The following is a 14,730-nucleotide window of genomic DNA, read 5'->3' on the forward strand; positions in this document are numbered from 1 at the left end:
ATCATACCACATATCGATTGGAAGAATGTGGATTGGAGCCGCATGGTTGGCAGGTAAGGCGTTTTGACGCGAAGCGGTTACCGGTTCGCGTGAGCAAGCGCCTGACGTCAGAGCCAACCCAATCGCAAGGAGACGCGCCATGAGCGCAGCCGACAACAAGAAACTGGTGCAGGAGATATTCGTGGTCGCGAGCAATCCCGATCCCGCGGTGCGCGAGAAATCGCTGTTCATGACGACGCTTGCCGACGATGCAACCTGGACCGTGACCGGGCAATATTCCTGGTCGCGCACCTTCACCGGCAAGCAGTCGATCATGAACGATCTGCATGGGCACGTCCGCTCCCGGCTGGTGGAACGGACCCGCACCGTCGCTCATCGCATCATCGCCGACGGCGATATCGTCGTGGTCGAGGCCAAGGGCAATAACCTGACCAAGGAAGGCCAGCGTTACGACAACGACTACTGCCTGGTGTTCCGCTTCGACGGCGGCCGGATCAAGGAGGTGCGGGAATATTGCGATTCGGTGCTGACCGAGAAGGCGCTCGGCCCGTTTCCGGCGGCCGCGGTTCGCGCGGCGGGTTGAAGCGCTGATGGCCGCGGCAGCGCTGGCCTCGATCCGGCGATGGCGTGAGGACCGGCGCGCATGGCGGCAACTCGCTGCCATGCACGAACGCGAACTGCAAGACATCGGCCTCTGCCGCGCCGACATCTGCCATCGTGACCGGGATGGCGCGCGCAGGCCGTACTGGCCGCCGTAAGATGCGATGCGAAATGCACAAGGTGGGCAACGCGCAAGCGTGCCCACCCTGTGTCGCGTTGAGTGATGGCTTACGCCACCTTGGACTTGAGGTGGCCGAACATGATGTTGCGGGCCGCGTCGTCCATCTCGGCCTTGAAGGTGTGCTTGTCCTTCAGCGCGATCGCGCGCGCCGCTGCCGGGCGCGCCGAAATCTCGTCGACCAGCCGCTTCACGTTCGGATACTTCGCGTAGCCTTCCTCGCCGAGGATGAACGGCGCCATCCGCGCCCAGCCCCAGAACGCCATGTCGACGATCGTGTAGCTGTCGCCGACCATGTAGCGCGATTTCGCCAGATGATCGTCGAGGATCTTGTAGTGGCGATGCGCCTCGTACTGGTAGCGGTTGTTGGCGTAGTCGAGGTCCTTCGGCGCGAAATGCTTGAAGTGCACCGCCTGGCCGGAATATGGGCCGAGGCCGGTCGCGATGAACATCAGCCAGGACAGCGTCGCGGCGCGGTTGGCCGGAGTGTTGGCGGGCAGGAATTTGCCGTTCTCCTCGGCAAGGTAGAGCAGGATGGCGTTGCTATCGAACACCAGCACGCCGTCATCGTCGATCGCCGGGACCTTGCCGTTCGGGTTGACCTTCAAAAATTCCGGCGCGAACTGCTCGCCCTTGCGGGTGTCGACCGGGATCGCCTCGAACGGCAGGCCGGATTCTTCCAGGAACAGCGCGACCTTGTTCGGGTTCGGCGCACCGTTGAAATAGAATTTGATCATGAAGGGACTCCCTTGGTTCTTGTAACCGCGAGATCGGGACGCGGCGGGGGAAGGCCGCAGACCGGCTCCTCTTGCGCAAATTTCGCTGCGCTGCGCAAGCGACGAGTTTGTGAATCAGGGTCGCGTGGCGCGCTGGTCAGCCGGCCCAGAAGAAGCCCAGGATACCCGCGACGACCAGCGCAAGTCCCGCGACCTCCAGCACGGCGGCGGAGCGGATCGCAGCATGCAGGTTGGAAAGCTGCGTCGCGCGCTCGGAGCCGCGGGCATAGCCGTGCACGATGACCTCTTCATTGAACTCGCCATGCGCCTCGAGGCCGAGCGTCAGCCCGACGCAGATCAGCAGGATGCCGAAAATGATCAGGCCGAAGAATCCGAGCAGGCCGATCAGCAGCATCGGAAACATGCCGAGCAGGAAGACCGGCAGCAGCGGCACCAGCAGCAAGGTCTCGGATTGTCTTCGCATCGGGCGACCAATCGAAACGGCAAGTGACGGAGGTCAATGTAGGCCCGAGGCCGCGGCGCAACAAGGCGGCCTGCGTTCAAGACGGCGTCATCCTCGTCATCCTCGTCATCCCCGATGCGCAATTGCGCATCTGTGGGCGCCGCGAAGCGGCGAGCGCGGCCCAATGGATTCCGGGCTCTCGCTTCGCGAGCCCGCGGAATGACGAGAAAGATCAGTCGGCTTGCTCAGCCCACCGCCATCTCGGAGCGGATCTCGGCGCGCAGCTCGTCGATCAGCCTGAGGCCGTTCTTGGTCTCGACGTGCCAGAAGGTCCAGCCGTTGCAGGCGCCGGAGCCTTGCGCGACCGCGCCGATGCGGTGGATCGAGCCGACCTTGTCGCCGAGCATGATGGCGCCGTCGGCGCGCACCAGTGCGCCATGGCGCTTCTTGGCATCGACGAGCTTCGCGCCGGGGACGATCATACCGCGTTCGATCAGTTCGGAGAACGCGACGCGAGGCGCCTCGCGCGCGGTCATGAACGGCGCCAGCGTCGCTTCCGGCAGCGGCTCGATCGCGGCGATGCGGGCTTCGGCTGCGGCGGCATAGGTCCGGTCGCGTTCGAAGCCGATATAGTTGCGGCCGAGGCGCTTGGCGACGGCGCCGGTGGTGCCGGTGCCGTTGAACGGATCGATCACGAGATCGCCCGGCTTGGACGACGACAGCAGCACGCGGGCAAGCAGCTGCTCGGGCTTCTGCGTCGGATGGACCTTCTTGCCGTCGTCGCCCTTGAGGCGTTCCTCGCCGGTGCACAGCGGGATCAGCCAGTCGGAGCGCGCCTGCACGTCCTCGTTGGAGGCCTTCAGCGCTTCGTAGTTGAAGGTGTAGCCCTTGGCTTTCTCGTCGCGCGCGGCCCAGATCATGGTCTCGTGCGCGTTGGTGAAGCGGCGGCCGCGGAAGTTCGGCATCGGATTGGACTTGCGCCACACGATGTCGTTCAGGAGCCAGAAGCCGAGGTCCTGCATGATCGCGCCGACGCGGAAGATATTGTGATAGGAACCGATCACCCACAAAGTTGCCGACGGCTTCATCACGCGGCGGCAGGCCAAGAGCCAGGCGCGGGTGAAATCGTCATAGGCAGCGAACGACGAGAACTTGTCCCAGTCGTCGTTGACGGCATCGACATGCGATTCGTCAGGGCGCTTGAGATCGCCTTTGAGCTGCAGATTGTAGGGAGGATCCGCGAAGACCAGGTCGACCGAGCCGGCCTGAAGCTTCGACAACTCGGCCACGCAATCGCCAATGACGATGTGGCTCGACGGGGCACTCTCAAATTTAGTGCGGGGCGCCCTTGCAGACGCCCCGCGACGCGACACTACCATGACTCAAGAACTCTGACTCAGGCGACGCTGTCGGCGACGCGGGACTAAACAACCGACTGGCGTCACATTGACCCGGCAAAGTAAAAATCGACTTAATTGGAAATGTTCATGCAAAAGATTGCAGCATCTTTTGCGTGGCATGGCGCAGTGTGGTCGGCGTTGTGCTGCAACATCAGCGCGTTCGGCGAAAAATTTTGCGGATCATCAAACCGGCACGATTCGGCCGGTAGATTTGCCGTCATATGCAGCCGTTCGCACCGCAGCGGATGCGCGTCTACGGGCTAGGCAATTTTTGCCGGGCAGGATATTGATTAACAGAATGGAAATTTTAGGTTGGTGTGTCCCGCATTGGGGCGCCGACTGGAATGAAGGGAAACCGCCATGCGCTATGATGATTTCCGCCGCAGCGACGACATCGAAGACCGTCGCGACGAAGGCGGAATGGGCGGAGGCGGTGGTGGCGGCTTCGGCATTCCGATGGGCGGCGGTGGCGGGCTCGGCATCGGCACCATCATCGTGCTCGGCCTGCTCGGTTATGCCTTCGGCATCGACCCGCGCATCTTGATCGGCGGCGCCGAGATTCTCACCGGCGGTGGCCAGGCGCCGACCTATCAGACCGATCGGCAGTCGTCGGGCGGGCAGGCCAAGCGCGGCGCGCCCACCGACGAGATGGGCAGCATGATATCAGGCATACTCGGCGAGATCGACGATCGCTGGAGCGAGATATTCCAGGCCTCGGGCCAGACCTACACCGGTCCGAAGATCGTGCTGTTCCGCAACGCCACCAATGGCGGGCGCTGCGGCATGGCGCAGTCGGCGATGGGACCGTTCTACTGCCCGCCGGACAAGACCATCTTCCTCGACACCGGCTTCTTCCGCGAAGTCGAGACACGCTTCCGCGGCTGCTCGGGCAACGCCTGCAAATTCACCGCGGCCTATATCATCGCGCATGAAGCCGGCCATCACATCCAGAATCTGCTCGGCATCATCCCGCGCGTGAACCGGTTGCAGCAGCAGGCCGGCAGCAAGGCCGAGGCCAATGCGCTGCAGGTCAAGGTCGAGCTGCAGGCCGATTGTCTCTCCGGCGTCTGGGTCAACCGCGAGGAGAAGAAGCGGCCGGGCTTCCTCGAGGCTGGCGACATCGACGCCGCGCTGACCACCGCAAACGCGATCGGCGACGACACGCTGCAACGGCAAGCGACGGGCAGGGTGGTGCCTGACTCCTTCACCCACGGCTCCGCCGCGCAGCGCAAGCAATGGTTCATGACCGGCTACCAGCAGGGCACCGTGCAGGCCTGCAACACGTTCGGTGGCGGCTAACCGCGTTGATTGATCGCCGGGGCGTAGCCGCAGTTCTCGGTTCACCTCTCCCGCTTGCGGGGGAGGTCGCATCGCATCGAAGATGCGATGCGGGTGGGGGCTCTCTCCACTATATGACTTGCGGTGACACCCCCACCCCAACCCTCCCCCGCAAGCGGGAGAGGGAGTGAGAGAGCAGGCCATGTCTTCGATCGACGAATCCAAAGCCTTCATCCCGCTCAACATCGCGGTGCTGACGATTTCCGACACCCGCTCGCTGGCGGATGACAAGTCGGGCACCACGCTGGCCGACCGTCTCACCGCGGCCGGCCACAAGCTCGCGGCGCGCGAGATCGTCACCGACGATGTCGAGGCGATCCGCGCCGTGATCCGGCGCTGGATCGCGGACCCCGGCGTCGATGCAGTCATCACCACCGGCGGCACAGGCTTTACCGGCCGCGACGTGACGCCGGAGGCGGTCGAGCCGCTGTTCGAGAAGCGGATGGACGGCTTTTCGATCGCCTTCCACATGCTGAGCCACGCCAAGATCGGGGCCTCGACGATCCAGAGCCGCGCCACCGCCGGCGTTGCCGGCGCGACCTTCATTTTCTGCCTGCCCGGTTCGCCCGGCGCCTGCCGCGACGGCTGGGACGGCATCCTGGCCGCGCAGCTCGACTACCGCACGCGGCCATGCAATTTCGTCGAGATCATGCCGCGGCTCGACGAGCACCTGCGCCGCCCGAAGGCGAAAGGGTCGAGCGCGTAGGTCGCTCCATCCGGGCTACGCGTTCTCCCACGTCATTCCGGGCTCGCGCTAGGCGCGCCCTCAGGCGCGCAATTGCGCGTCGGGGAATGACGAGTGCAGATTGATCAACTGCCGCCGCAGATCACCTTGACCAGACCGCGCCACAGCGCCCGAACGGCGTCGCGATACGCCTCGGCCCGCAGGGCGTGGGCCCTGCGCGTGTAGAATGTGATCAGCTCAGCCGTCACGCGCCGCGCGTCCTCGCGGCGCTGCGGCTTCACAGCTCAAGCTCCCAGGTCTCGCCGACCAGATCGACGCCAAAGCTGTGGTGCTTCTCTTCCTTCACCCGCTGGAAGCCGGCGCGGGCGTAGATGCCGCGTGCGGCGAGCAGGATGCTCTGGGTCCACAGCGTCATCTTCTTGTAGCCCTTCTCGCGCGCGGCGCGGATGCATTGCTCCACCAGGGCGCGGCCGACGCCGAGCCCGCGCGCTTTCTCCTCGACCAGCAACAGCCGCAGCTTCGCGACACCGTCGCCGCCGTTGACAAGGAAGATCGAACCGACCGGCTCGCCGTCGACCTCGGCGATCCAGCAATGCTCGCGGACCGGATCGAACGATCTGAGAAATTGCGCGCAGATCTCCGCCACCAATGCCTCGTAGCTGATGTCCCAGCCATATTCCTCGGCATAGGCCTGTCCCTGTCGCGAGACCACCCAGCCCATGTCACCGACACGGTGGCTGCGCAGCAGGAAGCTGGTGGGTTTCTGCATCGTCGGCTCCAACGCTTGTTCGATCGTACTCATCGCTCGCACCACCGCCGCGCGGCGGTTGCCGTCGATCTGCTTCAACAGTGTGGCGACCTCCTCGCGCGAACGGCTTTCGAGGTCGGTCGACGCGGCGCGGCCCTTGGCGGTCAGCGCCACCTCGTTGACACGCTTGTCGGTCTTCGACGGCTTGCGCGTCACGATCTGGCGGCGCTGCAGCGCTTGTAGCGTGCGGCTGACAAAGCCGGCGTCGAGGTCGAGGTCGCGCACCAGGTCGGTCGCGGTGCAGTGATCGCGATGCGCGAGCTCGTAGATGATCCGCGCTTCCTGCAGCGTGAACGGCGAGTGCAGCAGCTTCGGCTCGATGATGCCGAGCTTGCGGGTATAGAACCGGCTGAAGCCGCGGACCGCGGCAACCTGGCTGTCGAGGGTGGCATCCGAGATGTTTGATTTCATCAAATATATTATTTGACGGAATCAAATAAATGGCAAGGGCTTTTGTCGCGCGTTCTCACCCGCGTCCTTCAGGCGAGCCGTGGGATTGCTGGAAAACGCGCTAAGCGACCATGATCCGGCTGCGCAGCATGGTGCGCGAGGAGCGGCCGAGCCGGCGTAGCAGGCGCGCCTCGGAGCGGCGTGCGTCCGGCCGGTAGCCGCCGATCCGCTCGTAGTGCTCGCGGGCGATCAGCAGGCCCTGTTCGGCCGAGGGCCCGGTGATCATCCGGGCGACGAATTTGAGGCCGTCGCGCAGGCCGGGGTCGGTGTAGGGCGCGCGGGCGTAGCGGAAGATGCCGGCGCGGTCCTTGCCGCTTGCCGCCACCATCTGGATGAACTGGGTGGTCTCCTCGATCCAGCCGGCATCGAGCACCGCGCCCGGATGCAGGAACATCAGCCAGGGCGAACGCGCCTGCCGTGCGCCCGCCGCCAGCGCTGCGGCGCGCGTGCCCTCGAAGCGCAGGAAGCCGCAGCCGGCGACGTCGGCAACGCGCTCCATCACGTCGCTGTCGGTACGGTCGACCAGCAGCACCTCGCGGATGACACCGGCGGCCGCGCCCGGCACCAGCGCCGCCAATGTTGCGACCGCGGTGCGCTCGATCCCGTCGGTTGGAATGATCACGCTCAACATGATTTGAGGCTTCGGTGGCTCAAACGGTTCGAGAAACTCCGGCCGTGTTATCACCTTGTCATATTCAAAGCAGCCTGTTCGCCTGCGGAATTTTGCAGCAAGGTTCTGTGGAATTTCTCCGCTCGTGTTCTTGATTTGTTCTAGCGCTGTGCTAGCTTCAGAGCATGAGCCGAGCATCCTCTCATGCCCTCAAGCACCCGCCGGTAACGGCGCCCTCCGATAACCCGGCGGGTGCACCTTCACCTGTTCCTGCCCCATTTCCCGAGCTTGCGGTCGCGATCGAGCGCCAGCGGCGGCGCGGCCGCGGTGCGCAGTCCAACGCCAGCGGCCGCTACGAGGCCGAGGCCCGGGTCGCCTTCGACGACGGCTGGCAGAGCCTCGAAGACCTGCCGCCGTTCACGACCAGCGTCGCGCTCGACACCTCGCGCAAGGTGATCACCCGCAACGAGTCGCCCGACATCGGCTTCGACCGCTCGATCAACCCCTATCGCGGCTGCGAGCATGGCTGTGTCTATTGCTTCGCGCGGCCGACCCACGCCTATCTCGGGCTGTCTCCCGGGCTCGATTTCGAGTCGAAACTGTTCGCCAAGCCCGATGCGCCCGCGCTGCTCGAGAAGGAGCTGGCGGCGCCCGATTACGAGGCGCGGATGATCGCGATCGGCACCAACACCGATCCCTACCAGCCGATCGAGCGCGACCGGAAGATCATGCGCGGCATCCTCGAGGTGCTGGAGCGCGCCGGGCATCCGGTCGGCATCGTGACCAAGTCGGCGCTGGTGACCCGCGACATCGACATCCTGGCGCGGATGGCCAAGCGCAATCTTGCCAAGGTCGCGCTCTCGGTGACGACGCTCGATCCGAAGCTTGCCCGCACCATGGAGCCGCGCGCCTCGACGCCGCCGAAGCGGCTCGAGGCGATCAAGCGGCTGGCGGAGGCCGGCATCCCGACCACGGTGATGGTCGCGCCGGTGATCCCGGCGCTGAACGATTCCGAGATCGAGCGCATCCTCGATGCCGCAGCCCATGCCGGCGCCAGGGAGGCGAGCTACGTGCTGCTGCGGCTGCCGCTCGAGGTCCGCGACCTGTTCCGCGAATGGCTGATGGCGAACTATCCCGACCGCTACCGCCACGTCTTCACGCTGATCCGCGACATGCGTGGCGGCCGCGACTACGATTCGCAATGGGGCACGCGGATGAAGGGCACCGGCCCGATGGCCTGGATGATCGGCCGTCGCTTCGAGATCGCCTGCGAGAAGCTCGGGCTCAACAAGCGGCGCACCAAGCTGACCACCGATCACTTCGCCAAGCCGAAGCGCAGCGGACAGCAGCTCAGTTTGTTCTAGGTGAGATGGCGTAGCCCGGATGGAGCGAAGCGAAATCCGGGATCTTGTGCCGGCGGTGAGACTTTCCCGGATTACGCTTCGCTCCATCCGGGCTACGAAGAAGCAAGCTGGCGACAACACCATAAGCAAAGTGAGTGCAACAATGAGTAACGCCCCGACCGCCCGCTTCACCGTCCTCACGCTCGGCGTCAGCGACATGCGCGCCAGCATCGCTTTCTATGAGTCCCTCGGCTTCACCAGGAAGATGCGCGCGACCGGCGAGGAGGTCGCCTTCTTCGAGACCGGCGGCACCGTGCTCGGGCTGTTCCCGTGGCATCTGCTCGCCGACGACGCCGGACTGCCAGATCAGCCGCGCCCGGCCGCATTCCACGGTGTCGCGATCGCCTGGAACTGCAACGACGATATCGAGGTCGATCGCGTGATGGCATTCGCGCTGTCGAAGGGCGCCACATTGCTGAAACCGGCGCAGCCGACCAGCTATGGCGGCTATTGCGGTTATTTCGGCGATCCCGACGGCCACGCCTGGGAAGTGGTGCGCGCGCCGGGCTTTGAGGTTCTCGATAGCGGGCGGGTGTCGATCCCGGATTAGAGAGAGCTGGATTGAATAGCGGGGAAGGGGAGCGGGTTCCCGGTTGCGCCGGGGGCCTTGCTTGATCACGATCGCCGCATGATTCGGGATAAGTCCAAAAGCGCATCAAAGAGCGTGTCGAAGAAGAAGTCGGCTGAACCGGCCGTGCCGGCCAAGCGCGTCATCGCGGTGACGCGCCCGAGCTTTCGGCGCGAGCGCGCGCTGATCAAGCGCGGCGTCTGGCCGGTCGCCGGCTGCGACGAGGCCGGGCGCGGCCCGCTGGCCGGACCCGTGGTCGCCGCCGCCGTGGTGCTCGACCCCGATCGCGTCCCAAAAGGCCTCGATGATTCCAAGCGGCTGACCGCCGAGCGCCGTGAGGAACTGTTCGAGGAGATTTGCGCGACCGCTGCGTTCGCGGTTGCGGTGGCCTCGCCGGCGCGAATCGACCGCGACAATATCCTGCGCGCCTCGCTGTGGGCGCTGGCCCGTGCCGTGCACGCGCTGCCGGAGATGCCGAAGCACGTCTTCGTCGACGGCCGCGACAAACTCGCCACGCCCTGCGACTGCGATGCCGTGATCGGCGGCGACGGCATCGTGGCCTCGATCGCGGCGGCCTCGATCATCGCCAAGGTGACGCGCGACCGCCTGATGTGCGCGCTGGCGCTGGATTGCCCCGGCTACGGTTTCGAGCAGCACAAAGGCTACGGCGTCCCCGAGCACCTCGAGGCGCTGGAGAGGCTCGGGCCGAGCAGCCATCACCGCAGTTTCTTCGCCCCCGTCGTCGCCGCGCGGCTGAAGCATTTCCCGGTCGCGGCTGAGCCCGACCTGTTCACGGTGGACGCGACAAGCGAGGCCGCGGCGTCCGAAGCGGCGTAGCGCGCGACCGCGCCGCACTCTCGGCTGTCATCGCCCGGTTTCGCGGGTGATGACAGCGGAGATTGACTTAGCAGGGGGCACTCACCGGCCCCGGTTGCCTCCATCGCCGCCGCCGTTTATCAAAACCTCAGGGATCAGATGGCGCCGCTTTGTTTGAGCATGGTCTTTTCGGAAAGCCGCTTCGCACTTTTCCGGATCATGCTCGACTGACAAGTGGCTGGGGCATTTCAGGCGTTTCATGCGGTTTACCTCCCTGGTTGTCGAACTGATCCGCGCCCGGCCGCGCCTCGTGGTGTGGGTCGTGGTGCTGGTGCAGGCCGCGATCTGGCTGCTGCTGCCGCTGATCTTCTACGGCAGCCCGCCCGGCAATCTCGCCACCGTCCTCGCCTTCGGACGCGAATATCAGGTCGGCACCGACATGGGGCCGCCGCTTTCGTTCTGGCTCGCAGACATCGCCTTCCGCGCCGCCGGCAACCACGTGTTCGGCGTCTATCTGCTGGCGCAGGTCTGCGAGATCGTCACCTTCATCGCCTTCTACCAACTGGCACGCGCCATCGTCGGCGGCCCGCAGGGCGTGCTGGCGGTGCTGCTGTCGATGACGGTGGTGGTGTTCTCCTCGCCGAGCGTCGAGTTCGGGCCGCTGATCCTGGCGCGTCCGCTGTGGGCGCTCCTGCTACTGCATTCCTGGCAATTGATCGGGCAGAACCGGCGCGCCGCCTGGTTCGCCTGGTCGATCGATTGCGGACTCTTGCTGCTGACGACGCCGGCAGCGATCGGCATGATCCTGCTGGTTGTCGGCTTTGCGCTCGCAACCGAGCGCGGGCGGCGCACGCTGCGCGCGGTGGACCCGCTCTATGCGCTGCTGGTCGTCATCGTGCTGGCGCTGCCCTATCTGATCTGGCTGGTCCGCGCCGACGCGCTGGCGCTGCCGGCCTTGCCGGCGCTTGCCGAGCTCAAGGCGCGCGCGCTGCGCTGGGGCGTCGTGCTCGGCGGGCTGATCGTGGCGACCGCCGCAATCGCCGTGCTCGCGATCCTCAATTCACGCTGGTTCGCCCGCGACGGTGAGGATGCCCCGATCATCTACCGTCCGCCGGTCAGTCCGCTGGCGCAGCAGTTCGTTTACTTCTTCGCGTTCGCGCCGGCGATCGTGAGCAGCTTCGTCTCCGGGCTGTTCGATCTCGACCGCGCCTTCGGCGGCGCCGGCGTGGCGCTTTTGATGTCGGGGCTCGCGGTCGTCGTCGCAACCGGCGATCTGATCCATCTCAGGCGGCAACGGCTGCTGCGCTCGGTATGGGCCTTCGCCATCGCGGCGCCCGCCGCGCTCGCGCTGGCGGCGGCGTTGTTCCTGCCCTGGACCAGCACCACCGAGGTGCCGACCTCGCTGCCGGCAACCGCGATGGGGCGCTTCTTCGACGACAGCTACGAGCGCCGCACCAACCAGCGCCTGCGCGCGGTGGCCGGCGATCCTGAAATCGCCAGCCTGATTGCGATGAACGGGCGCCGTCCGCATCTGTTGCTCGACGCCGCGCCGCAACGGACGCCCTGGCTGACGGTCGCAAGGTTCAACGAGACCGGCGGCGTCGTGGTCTGGCGCGCGCAGGACACCGCCGGCACGCCGCCGCCCGATCTTGCGCAACGCTTCCCTGGCCTCGTGCCGGAAGTGCCGCGTTCGTTCGACCGCCTGGTCAACGGCCGGCAGCCGGTGCTGCGGATCGGCTGGGCGATCGTGCGGCCGAAGGGGTAGGGATTCGTAAATTTGTAGGATGGGTAGAGCGAAGCGAAACCCATCAACTCGTATCCGCGGCGCGAAATGACGGGTTTCGCTGCGCTCTACCCATCCTACTAAGCTACCCCGCCGCCGGCTGCAGCACCTTCGCGATCGCGCGCAGATCCTGCCACGACAACCGCTTGTAGGACGGCGAGCGCAACAGATACGCCGGATGGAAGGTGGCGACGGCGCGGATCGTGCGCGTGCCGGTGTCGTAGTCGATCCATTTGCCGCGCGTGCGCATGATGCCTTCGCGCGTGCCGAGCAGCGCCTGGGTCGAGGGATTGCCGAGCGTCACCAGCACATCGGGATTCACCAGCTCGATATGGCGCTGGATGAAGGGTAGGCACACCTGCGTCTCCTGCGGCGTCGGCGTGCGGTTGCCCGGTGGCCGCCACGGGATGACATTGGCGATATAGGCTTTGCTGCGGTCGAGCCCGATTGCCGCTATCATGCGGTCGAGCAGCTTGCCGGAGCGGCCGACGAACGGCAGTCCCTCGATGTCCTCGTCGCGGCCCGGCGCTTCGCCGACGAACATCACGCGCGCCTCGGGGTTGCCATCGGCGAACACCAGCCGGGTCGCGGTGTGCTTCAGCGCGCAGCCGTCGAATGTCTCCATCAGCGTGCGCAGCGCTTCCAGCGTCGGCGCGGTGCGTGCGGCCTCGCGCGCGGAGGCGATCGCGGCGTCCGGCGCGATGGTGATTTCGCTGCGCGGAACGGCGGGTATCGGCGGGGGCCGCAGCGGATTGAGTGCAACTGACGGACGGGGCGCTGTGGGGGCGGGAACTGGCTCGGGCTCTTCCAGCCGGTTGATCGGCTCGTCGCCGAGCGCGCAATCGACCCCGGCCTCGAGGTAAAAGGCCAGCAATTGCTGCAGTGTAGGGGTGGGCTCGGGCGGCAGGGCTATCATGGATGTAATTTTAGCATGAACGGGAAAAGTGGAGGCTGGTTTTTGGAAAGATTATGCTCCTGTGGCGCCGCGGCCGCGCGAAACCTGGCCAAGCGCAATTCCATGGTTGTCCTTCCGCCAAAAATCGGAAACAACGACTTTTGAAAAGCTTAGAAGCGTTCTCAATGGGCTGAGATCAAGATCATGAGTGCTGAAGACCTTCCCCCGCGCGAGTCTATGGAATTCGATGTCGTCATCGTCGGCGCCGGCCCGTCGGGCCTGTCGGCCGCGATCCGGCTGAAGCAGCTCAATCCCGAGCTCTCGATCGTCGTGGTGGAGAAGGGCTCCGAGGTCGGCGCGCACATCCTCTCGGGTGCGGTGATCGATCCGGCTGGGCTCGACAAGCTCGTTCCGGACTGGCGCGAGGACGCCGACTGTCCGCTGAAGACGCAGGTCAAGGAAGACCGCTTCTACTGGACGACGTCGCAAGGCTGGTTCCGGATTCCGAACTTCATCATGCCGCCGTTGATGCACAATCATCACAACTACATCGGCTCGCTCGGCAATGTCTGCCGCTGGCTGGCGCCGAAGGCGGAAGCGCTCGGCGTCGAGATCTATCCGGGCTTTGCCGCCACGGAGGTGCTCTATGACGACAAGGGCGCGGTGCGGGGCATCGCGACCGGCGACATGGGCATCGCCAAGGACGGCAGTCACAAGGATTCCTACACCCGCGGCATGGAGCTGCTCGGCAAGTACACGCTGTTCGCCGAAGGCGCGCGGGGCTCGCTGTCGAAGCAGCTGATCGCGAAGTTCAAGCTCGACGCCAACTCCGAGCCGCCGAAATTCGGCATCGGGCTGAAGGAGGTCTGGCAGATCGATCCGGCCAAGCACCGCAAGGGGCGGGTTCAGCATACGCTGGGATGGCCGCTGAACGACAAGACCGGCGGCGGCTCGTTCCTCTATCACTACGACGACAACCGCGTCGCGGTCGGCTTCGTCGTGCATCTGAACTACAACGACCCGTATCTGTCGCCGTTCGACGAATTCCAGCGCATGAAGACGCATCCCGACATCCGCGAGCTGTTCGAAGGCGGCAAGCGGCTCGCTTATGGTGCGCGCGCCATCACCGAGGGCGGCTACCAGTCGGTGCCGCGGCTCTCCTTCGCGGGCGGCGCGCTGATCGGCTGCGCGGCCGGCTTCGTCAACGTCCCGCGCATCAAGGGCGTCCACAATGCGATGGGCTCCGGCATGCTCGCCGCCGAGCATGTCGCGGCCGCGCTCGGCGCCGGACGCGCCAATGACGAGCTGATCGAGTACGAGAATGCCTGGCGCTCGTCCTCGATCGGCAAGGACCTGTTCAAGGTCCGTAATGCCAAGCCGCTGCTGTCGAAGTTCGGCAACCTGCTCGGAATGGCGCTCTCCGGCTTCGACATGTGGTGCAACACGCTCGGCTTCTCGCTGTTCGGCACCCAGTCGCACGCCAAGCCGGACCGCAAGACGCTCGATCCGTCCAAGCAGCACCAGCCGATCGCCTATCCGAAGCCGGACGGCAAGATCTCGTTCGACAAGCTGTCGTCGGTGTTCCTGTCCAACACCAATCATGAGGAGGACCAGCCGGTCCATCTCAAGGTCGCCGACATGAACCTGCAGAAGACCTCCGAGCACGACGTGTTCGCCGGTCCCTCCAACCGCTATTGCCCCGCCGGCGTCTACGAGTGGGTCGAGGAATCGGCAGGCCCGCGCTTCCAGATCAACGCCCAGAATTGCGTCCACTGCAAAACTTGCGACGTGAAGGACCCCAACGGCAACATCACCTGGGTTCCTCCGGAGGGCGGCGGCGGTCCGAACTACGAGGCGATGTAAGGAGGGCGAAGGCGGCCGACCACATTTGCGTGAGGCCGTCCGCAGCCTGCCGCAACCTCCGCCTGGCCTCTCCTTGTGTGGAGGGGCCGGGTTGCAGCGCCGGATACAGTTGAAGACGCGGAACAGGGCGCCGCGGCGCCCGTATCCGGCGCTT

17 protein-coding genes are annotated in these 14,730 nt (G+C 65.5%); 9 read left to right on the forward strand and 8 right to left on the reverse strand.

Annotated features, from left to right (window positions below; all coding sequences use genetic code 11):
- Positions 1–139 precede the first annotated feature (139 nt).
- Positions 140–583 carry a nuclear transport factor 2 family protein gene (locus XH92_RS10330; RefSeq protein WP_194459119.1) on the forward strand — a complete coding sequence of 148 codons (444 nt, stop codon included), beginning with the start codon at positions 140–142 and terminating at the stop codon, positions 581–583.
- A 7-nt stretch (positions 584–590) separates the two neighbouring features.
- Positions 591–758, forward strand: a complete 168-nt coding sequence (locus XH92_RS10335; protein WP_194459120.1) for a DUF1127 domain-containing protein — start codon at positions 591–593, stop codon at positions 756–758.
- A 70-nt stretch (positions 759–828) separates the two neighbouring features.
- Here XH92_RS10335 and XH92_RS10340 read toward each other — a convergent pair whose 3' ends face one another.
- The 3 genes from XH92_RS10340 to XH92_RS10350 form a co-directional block, all read right to left on the reverse strand.
- On the reverse strand, positions 829–1,515 hold the full coding sequence (locus XH92_RS10340; RefSeq protein WP_194459121.1) for a glutathione S-transferase family protein: 687 nt from the start codon (positions 1,513–1,515) through the stop codon (positions 829–831).
- Positions 1,516–1,651: 136 nt separating this feature from the next.
- Entirely contained in the window at positions 1,652–1,978 is a 327-nt protein-coding gene (locus tag XH92_RS10345) for a hypothetical protein (RefSeq protein WP_194459122.1), read from the reverse strand.
- A gap of 224 nt (positions 1,979–2,202) precedes the next feature.
- Entirely contained in the window at positions 2,203–3,336 is a 1,134-nt protein-coding gene (locus XH92_RS10350) for a site-specific DNA-methyltransferase (RefSeq protein WP_194459123.1), read from the reverse strand.
- A 381-nt stretch (positions 3,337–3,717) separates the two neighbouring features.
- Between XH92_RS10350 and XH92_RS10355 the strand changes: the two genes are divergently transcribed.
- The gene (locus XH92_RS10355) at positions 3,718–4,656 is read left to right on the forward strand and encodes a neutral zinc metallopeptidase (protein ID WP_194459124.1); all 939 of its coding nucleotides are present in this window, start codon (positions 3,718–3,720) and stop codon (positions 4,654–4,656) included.
- Between the two features lie 181 nt (positions 4,657–4,837).
- The gene (gene moaB / locus XH92_RS10360; RefSeq protein ID WP_194459125.1) at positions 4,838–5,401 is read left to right on the forward strand and encodes a molybdenum cofactor biosynthesis protein B; all 564 of its coding nucleotides are present in this window, start codon (positions 4,838–4,840) and stop codon (positions 5,399–5,401) included.
- Positions 5,402–5,505: 104 nt separating this feature from the next.
- Here the strand turns inward: moaB and XH92_RS10365 are convergent, their stop codons facing one another.
- The 3 genes from XH92_RS10365 to XH92_RS10375 form a co-directional block, all read right to left on the reverse strand.
- Entirely contained in the window at positions 5,506–5,661 is a 156-nt protein-coding gene (locus tag XH92_RS10365) for an RSP_7527 family protein (protein ID WP_194459126.1), read from the reverse strand.
- On the reverse strand, positions 5,658–6,599 hold the full coding sequence (locus XH92_RS10370; RefSeq protein ID WP_194459127.1) for a helix-turn-helix domain-containing GNAT family N-acetyltransferase: 942 nt from the start codon (positions 6,597–6,599) through the stop codon (positions 5,658–5,660). Before XH92_RS10370 ends, XH92_RS10365 begins: the two co-directional genes overlap by 4 nt.
- Positions 6,600–6,699: 100 nt before the next feature.
- Positions 6,700–7,269, reverse strand: a complete 570-nt coding sequence (locus XH92_RS10375; protein ID WP_194459128.1) for a glycosyl transferase — start codon at positions 7,267–7,269, stop codon at positions 6,700–6,702.
- A 164-nt stretch (positions 7,270–7,433) separates the two neighbouring features.
- Between XH92_RS10375 and XH92_RS10380 the strand changes: the two genes are divergently transcribed.
- The 3 genes from XH92_RS10380 to XH92_RS10390 all read left to right on the forward strand — a co-directional run bounded on the left by XH92_RS10380 (position 7,434) and on the right by XH92_RS10390 (position 10,056).
- A complete protein-coding gene (locus XH92_RS10380; protein ID WP_194459129.1) occupies positions 7,434–8,612 on the forward strand; it encodes a PA0069 family radical SAM protein in 1,179 nt (392 codons plus the stop codon).
- Between the two features lie 142 nt (positions 8,613–8,754).
- Positions 8,755–9,201 carry a VOC family protein gene (locus XH92_RS10385; RefSeq protein ID WP_194459130.1) on the forward strand — a complete coding sequence of 149 codons (447 nt, stop codon included), beginning with the start codon at positions 8,755–8,757 and terminating at the stop codon, positions 9,199–9,201.
- A gap of 78 nt (positions 9,202–9,279) precedes the next feature.
- Entirely contained in the window at positions 9,280–10,056 is a 777-nt protein-coding gene (locus tag XH92_RS10390; protein ID WP_194459131.1) for a ribonuclease HII, read from the forward strand.
- A gap of 81 nt (positions 10,057–10,137) precedes the next feature.
- Here XH92_RS10390 and XH92_RS10395 read toward each other — a convergent pair whose 3' ends face one another.
- On the reverse strand, positions 10,138–10,296 hold the full coding sequence (locus tag XH92_RS10395) for a hypothetical protein (protein ID WP_194459132.1): 159 nt from the start codon (positions 10,294–10,296) through the stop codon (positions 10,138–10,140).
- On the opposite strand from XH92_RS10395, the gene XH92_RS10400 reads away from it, so the two are divergent.
- On the forward strand, positions 10,295–11,800 hold the full coding sequence (locus XH92_RS10400) for a glycosyltransferase family 39 protein (protein WP_194459133.1): 1,506 nt from the start codon (positions 10,295–10,297) through the stop codon (positions 11,798–11,800). The two genes, XH92_RS10395 and XH92_RS10400, sit on opposite strands and share 2 nt — an antisense overlap.
- 103 nt (positions 11,801–11,903) lie before the next feature.
- Here XH92_RS10400 and XH92_RS10405 read toward each other — a convergent pair whose 3' ends face one another.
- A complete protein-coding gene (locus XH92_RS10405; protein WP_371817982.1) occupies positions 11,904–12,734 on the reverse strand; it encodes a uracil-DNA glycosylase family protein in 831 nt (276 codons plus the stop codon).
- 183 nt (positions 12,735–12,917) lie between these two features.
- Between XH92_RS10405 and XH92_RS10410 the strand changes: the two genes are divergently transcribed.
- Positions 12,918–14,576, forward strand: a complete 1,659-nt coding sequence (locus XH92_RS10410) for an electron transfer flavoprotein-ubiquinone oxidoreductase (protein WP_194459134.1) — start codon at positions 12,918–12,920, stop codon at positions 14,574–14,576.
- Positions 14,577–14,730: the final 154 nt, after the last annotated feature.

The organism is Bradyrhizobium sp. CCBAU 53421 (genome assembly GCF_015291625.1).
Classification (GTDB): Bacteria; Pseudomonadota; Alphaproteobacteria; order Rhizobiales; family Xanthobacteraceae; genus Bradyrhizobium.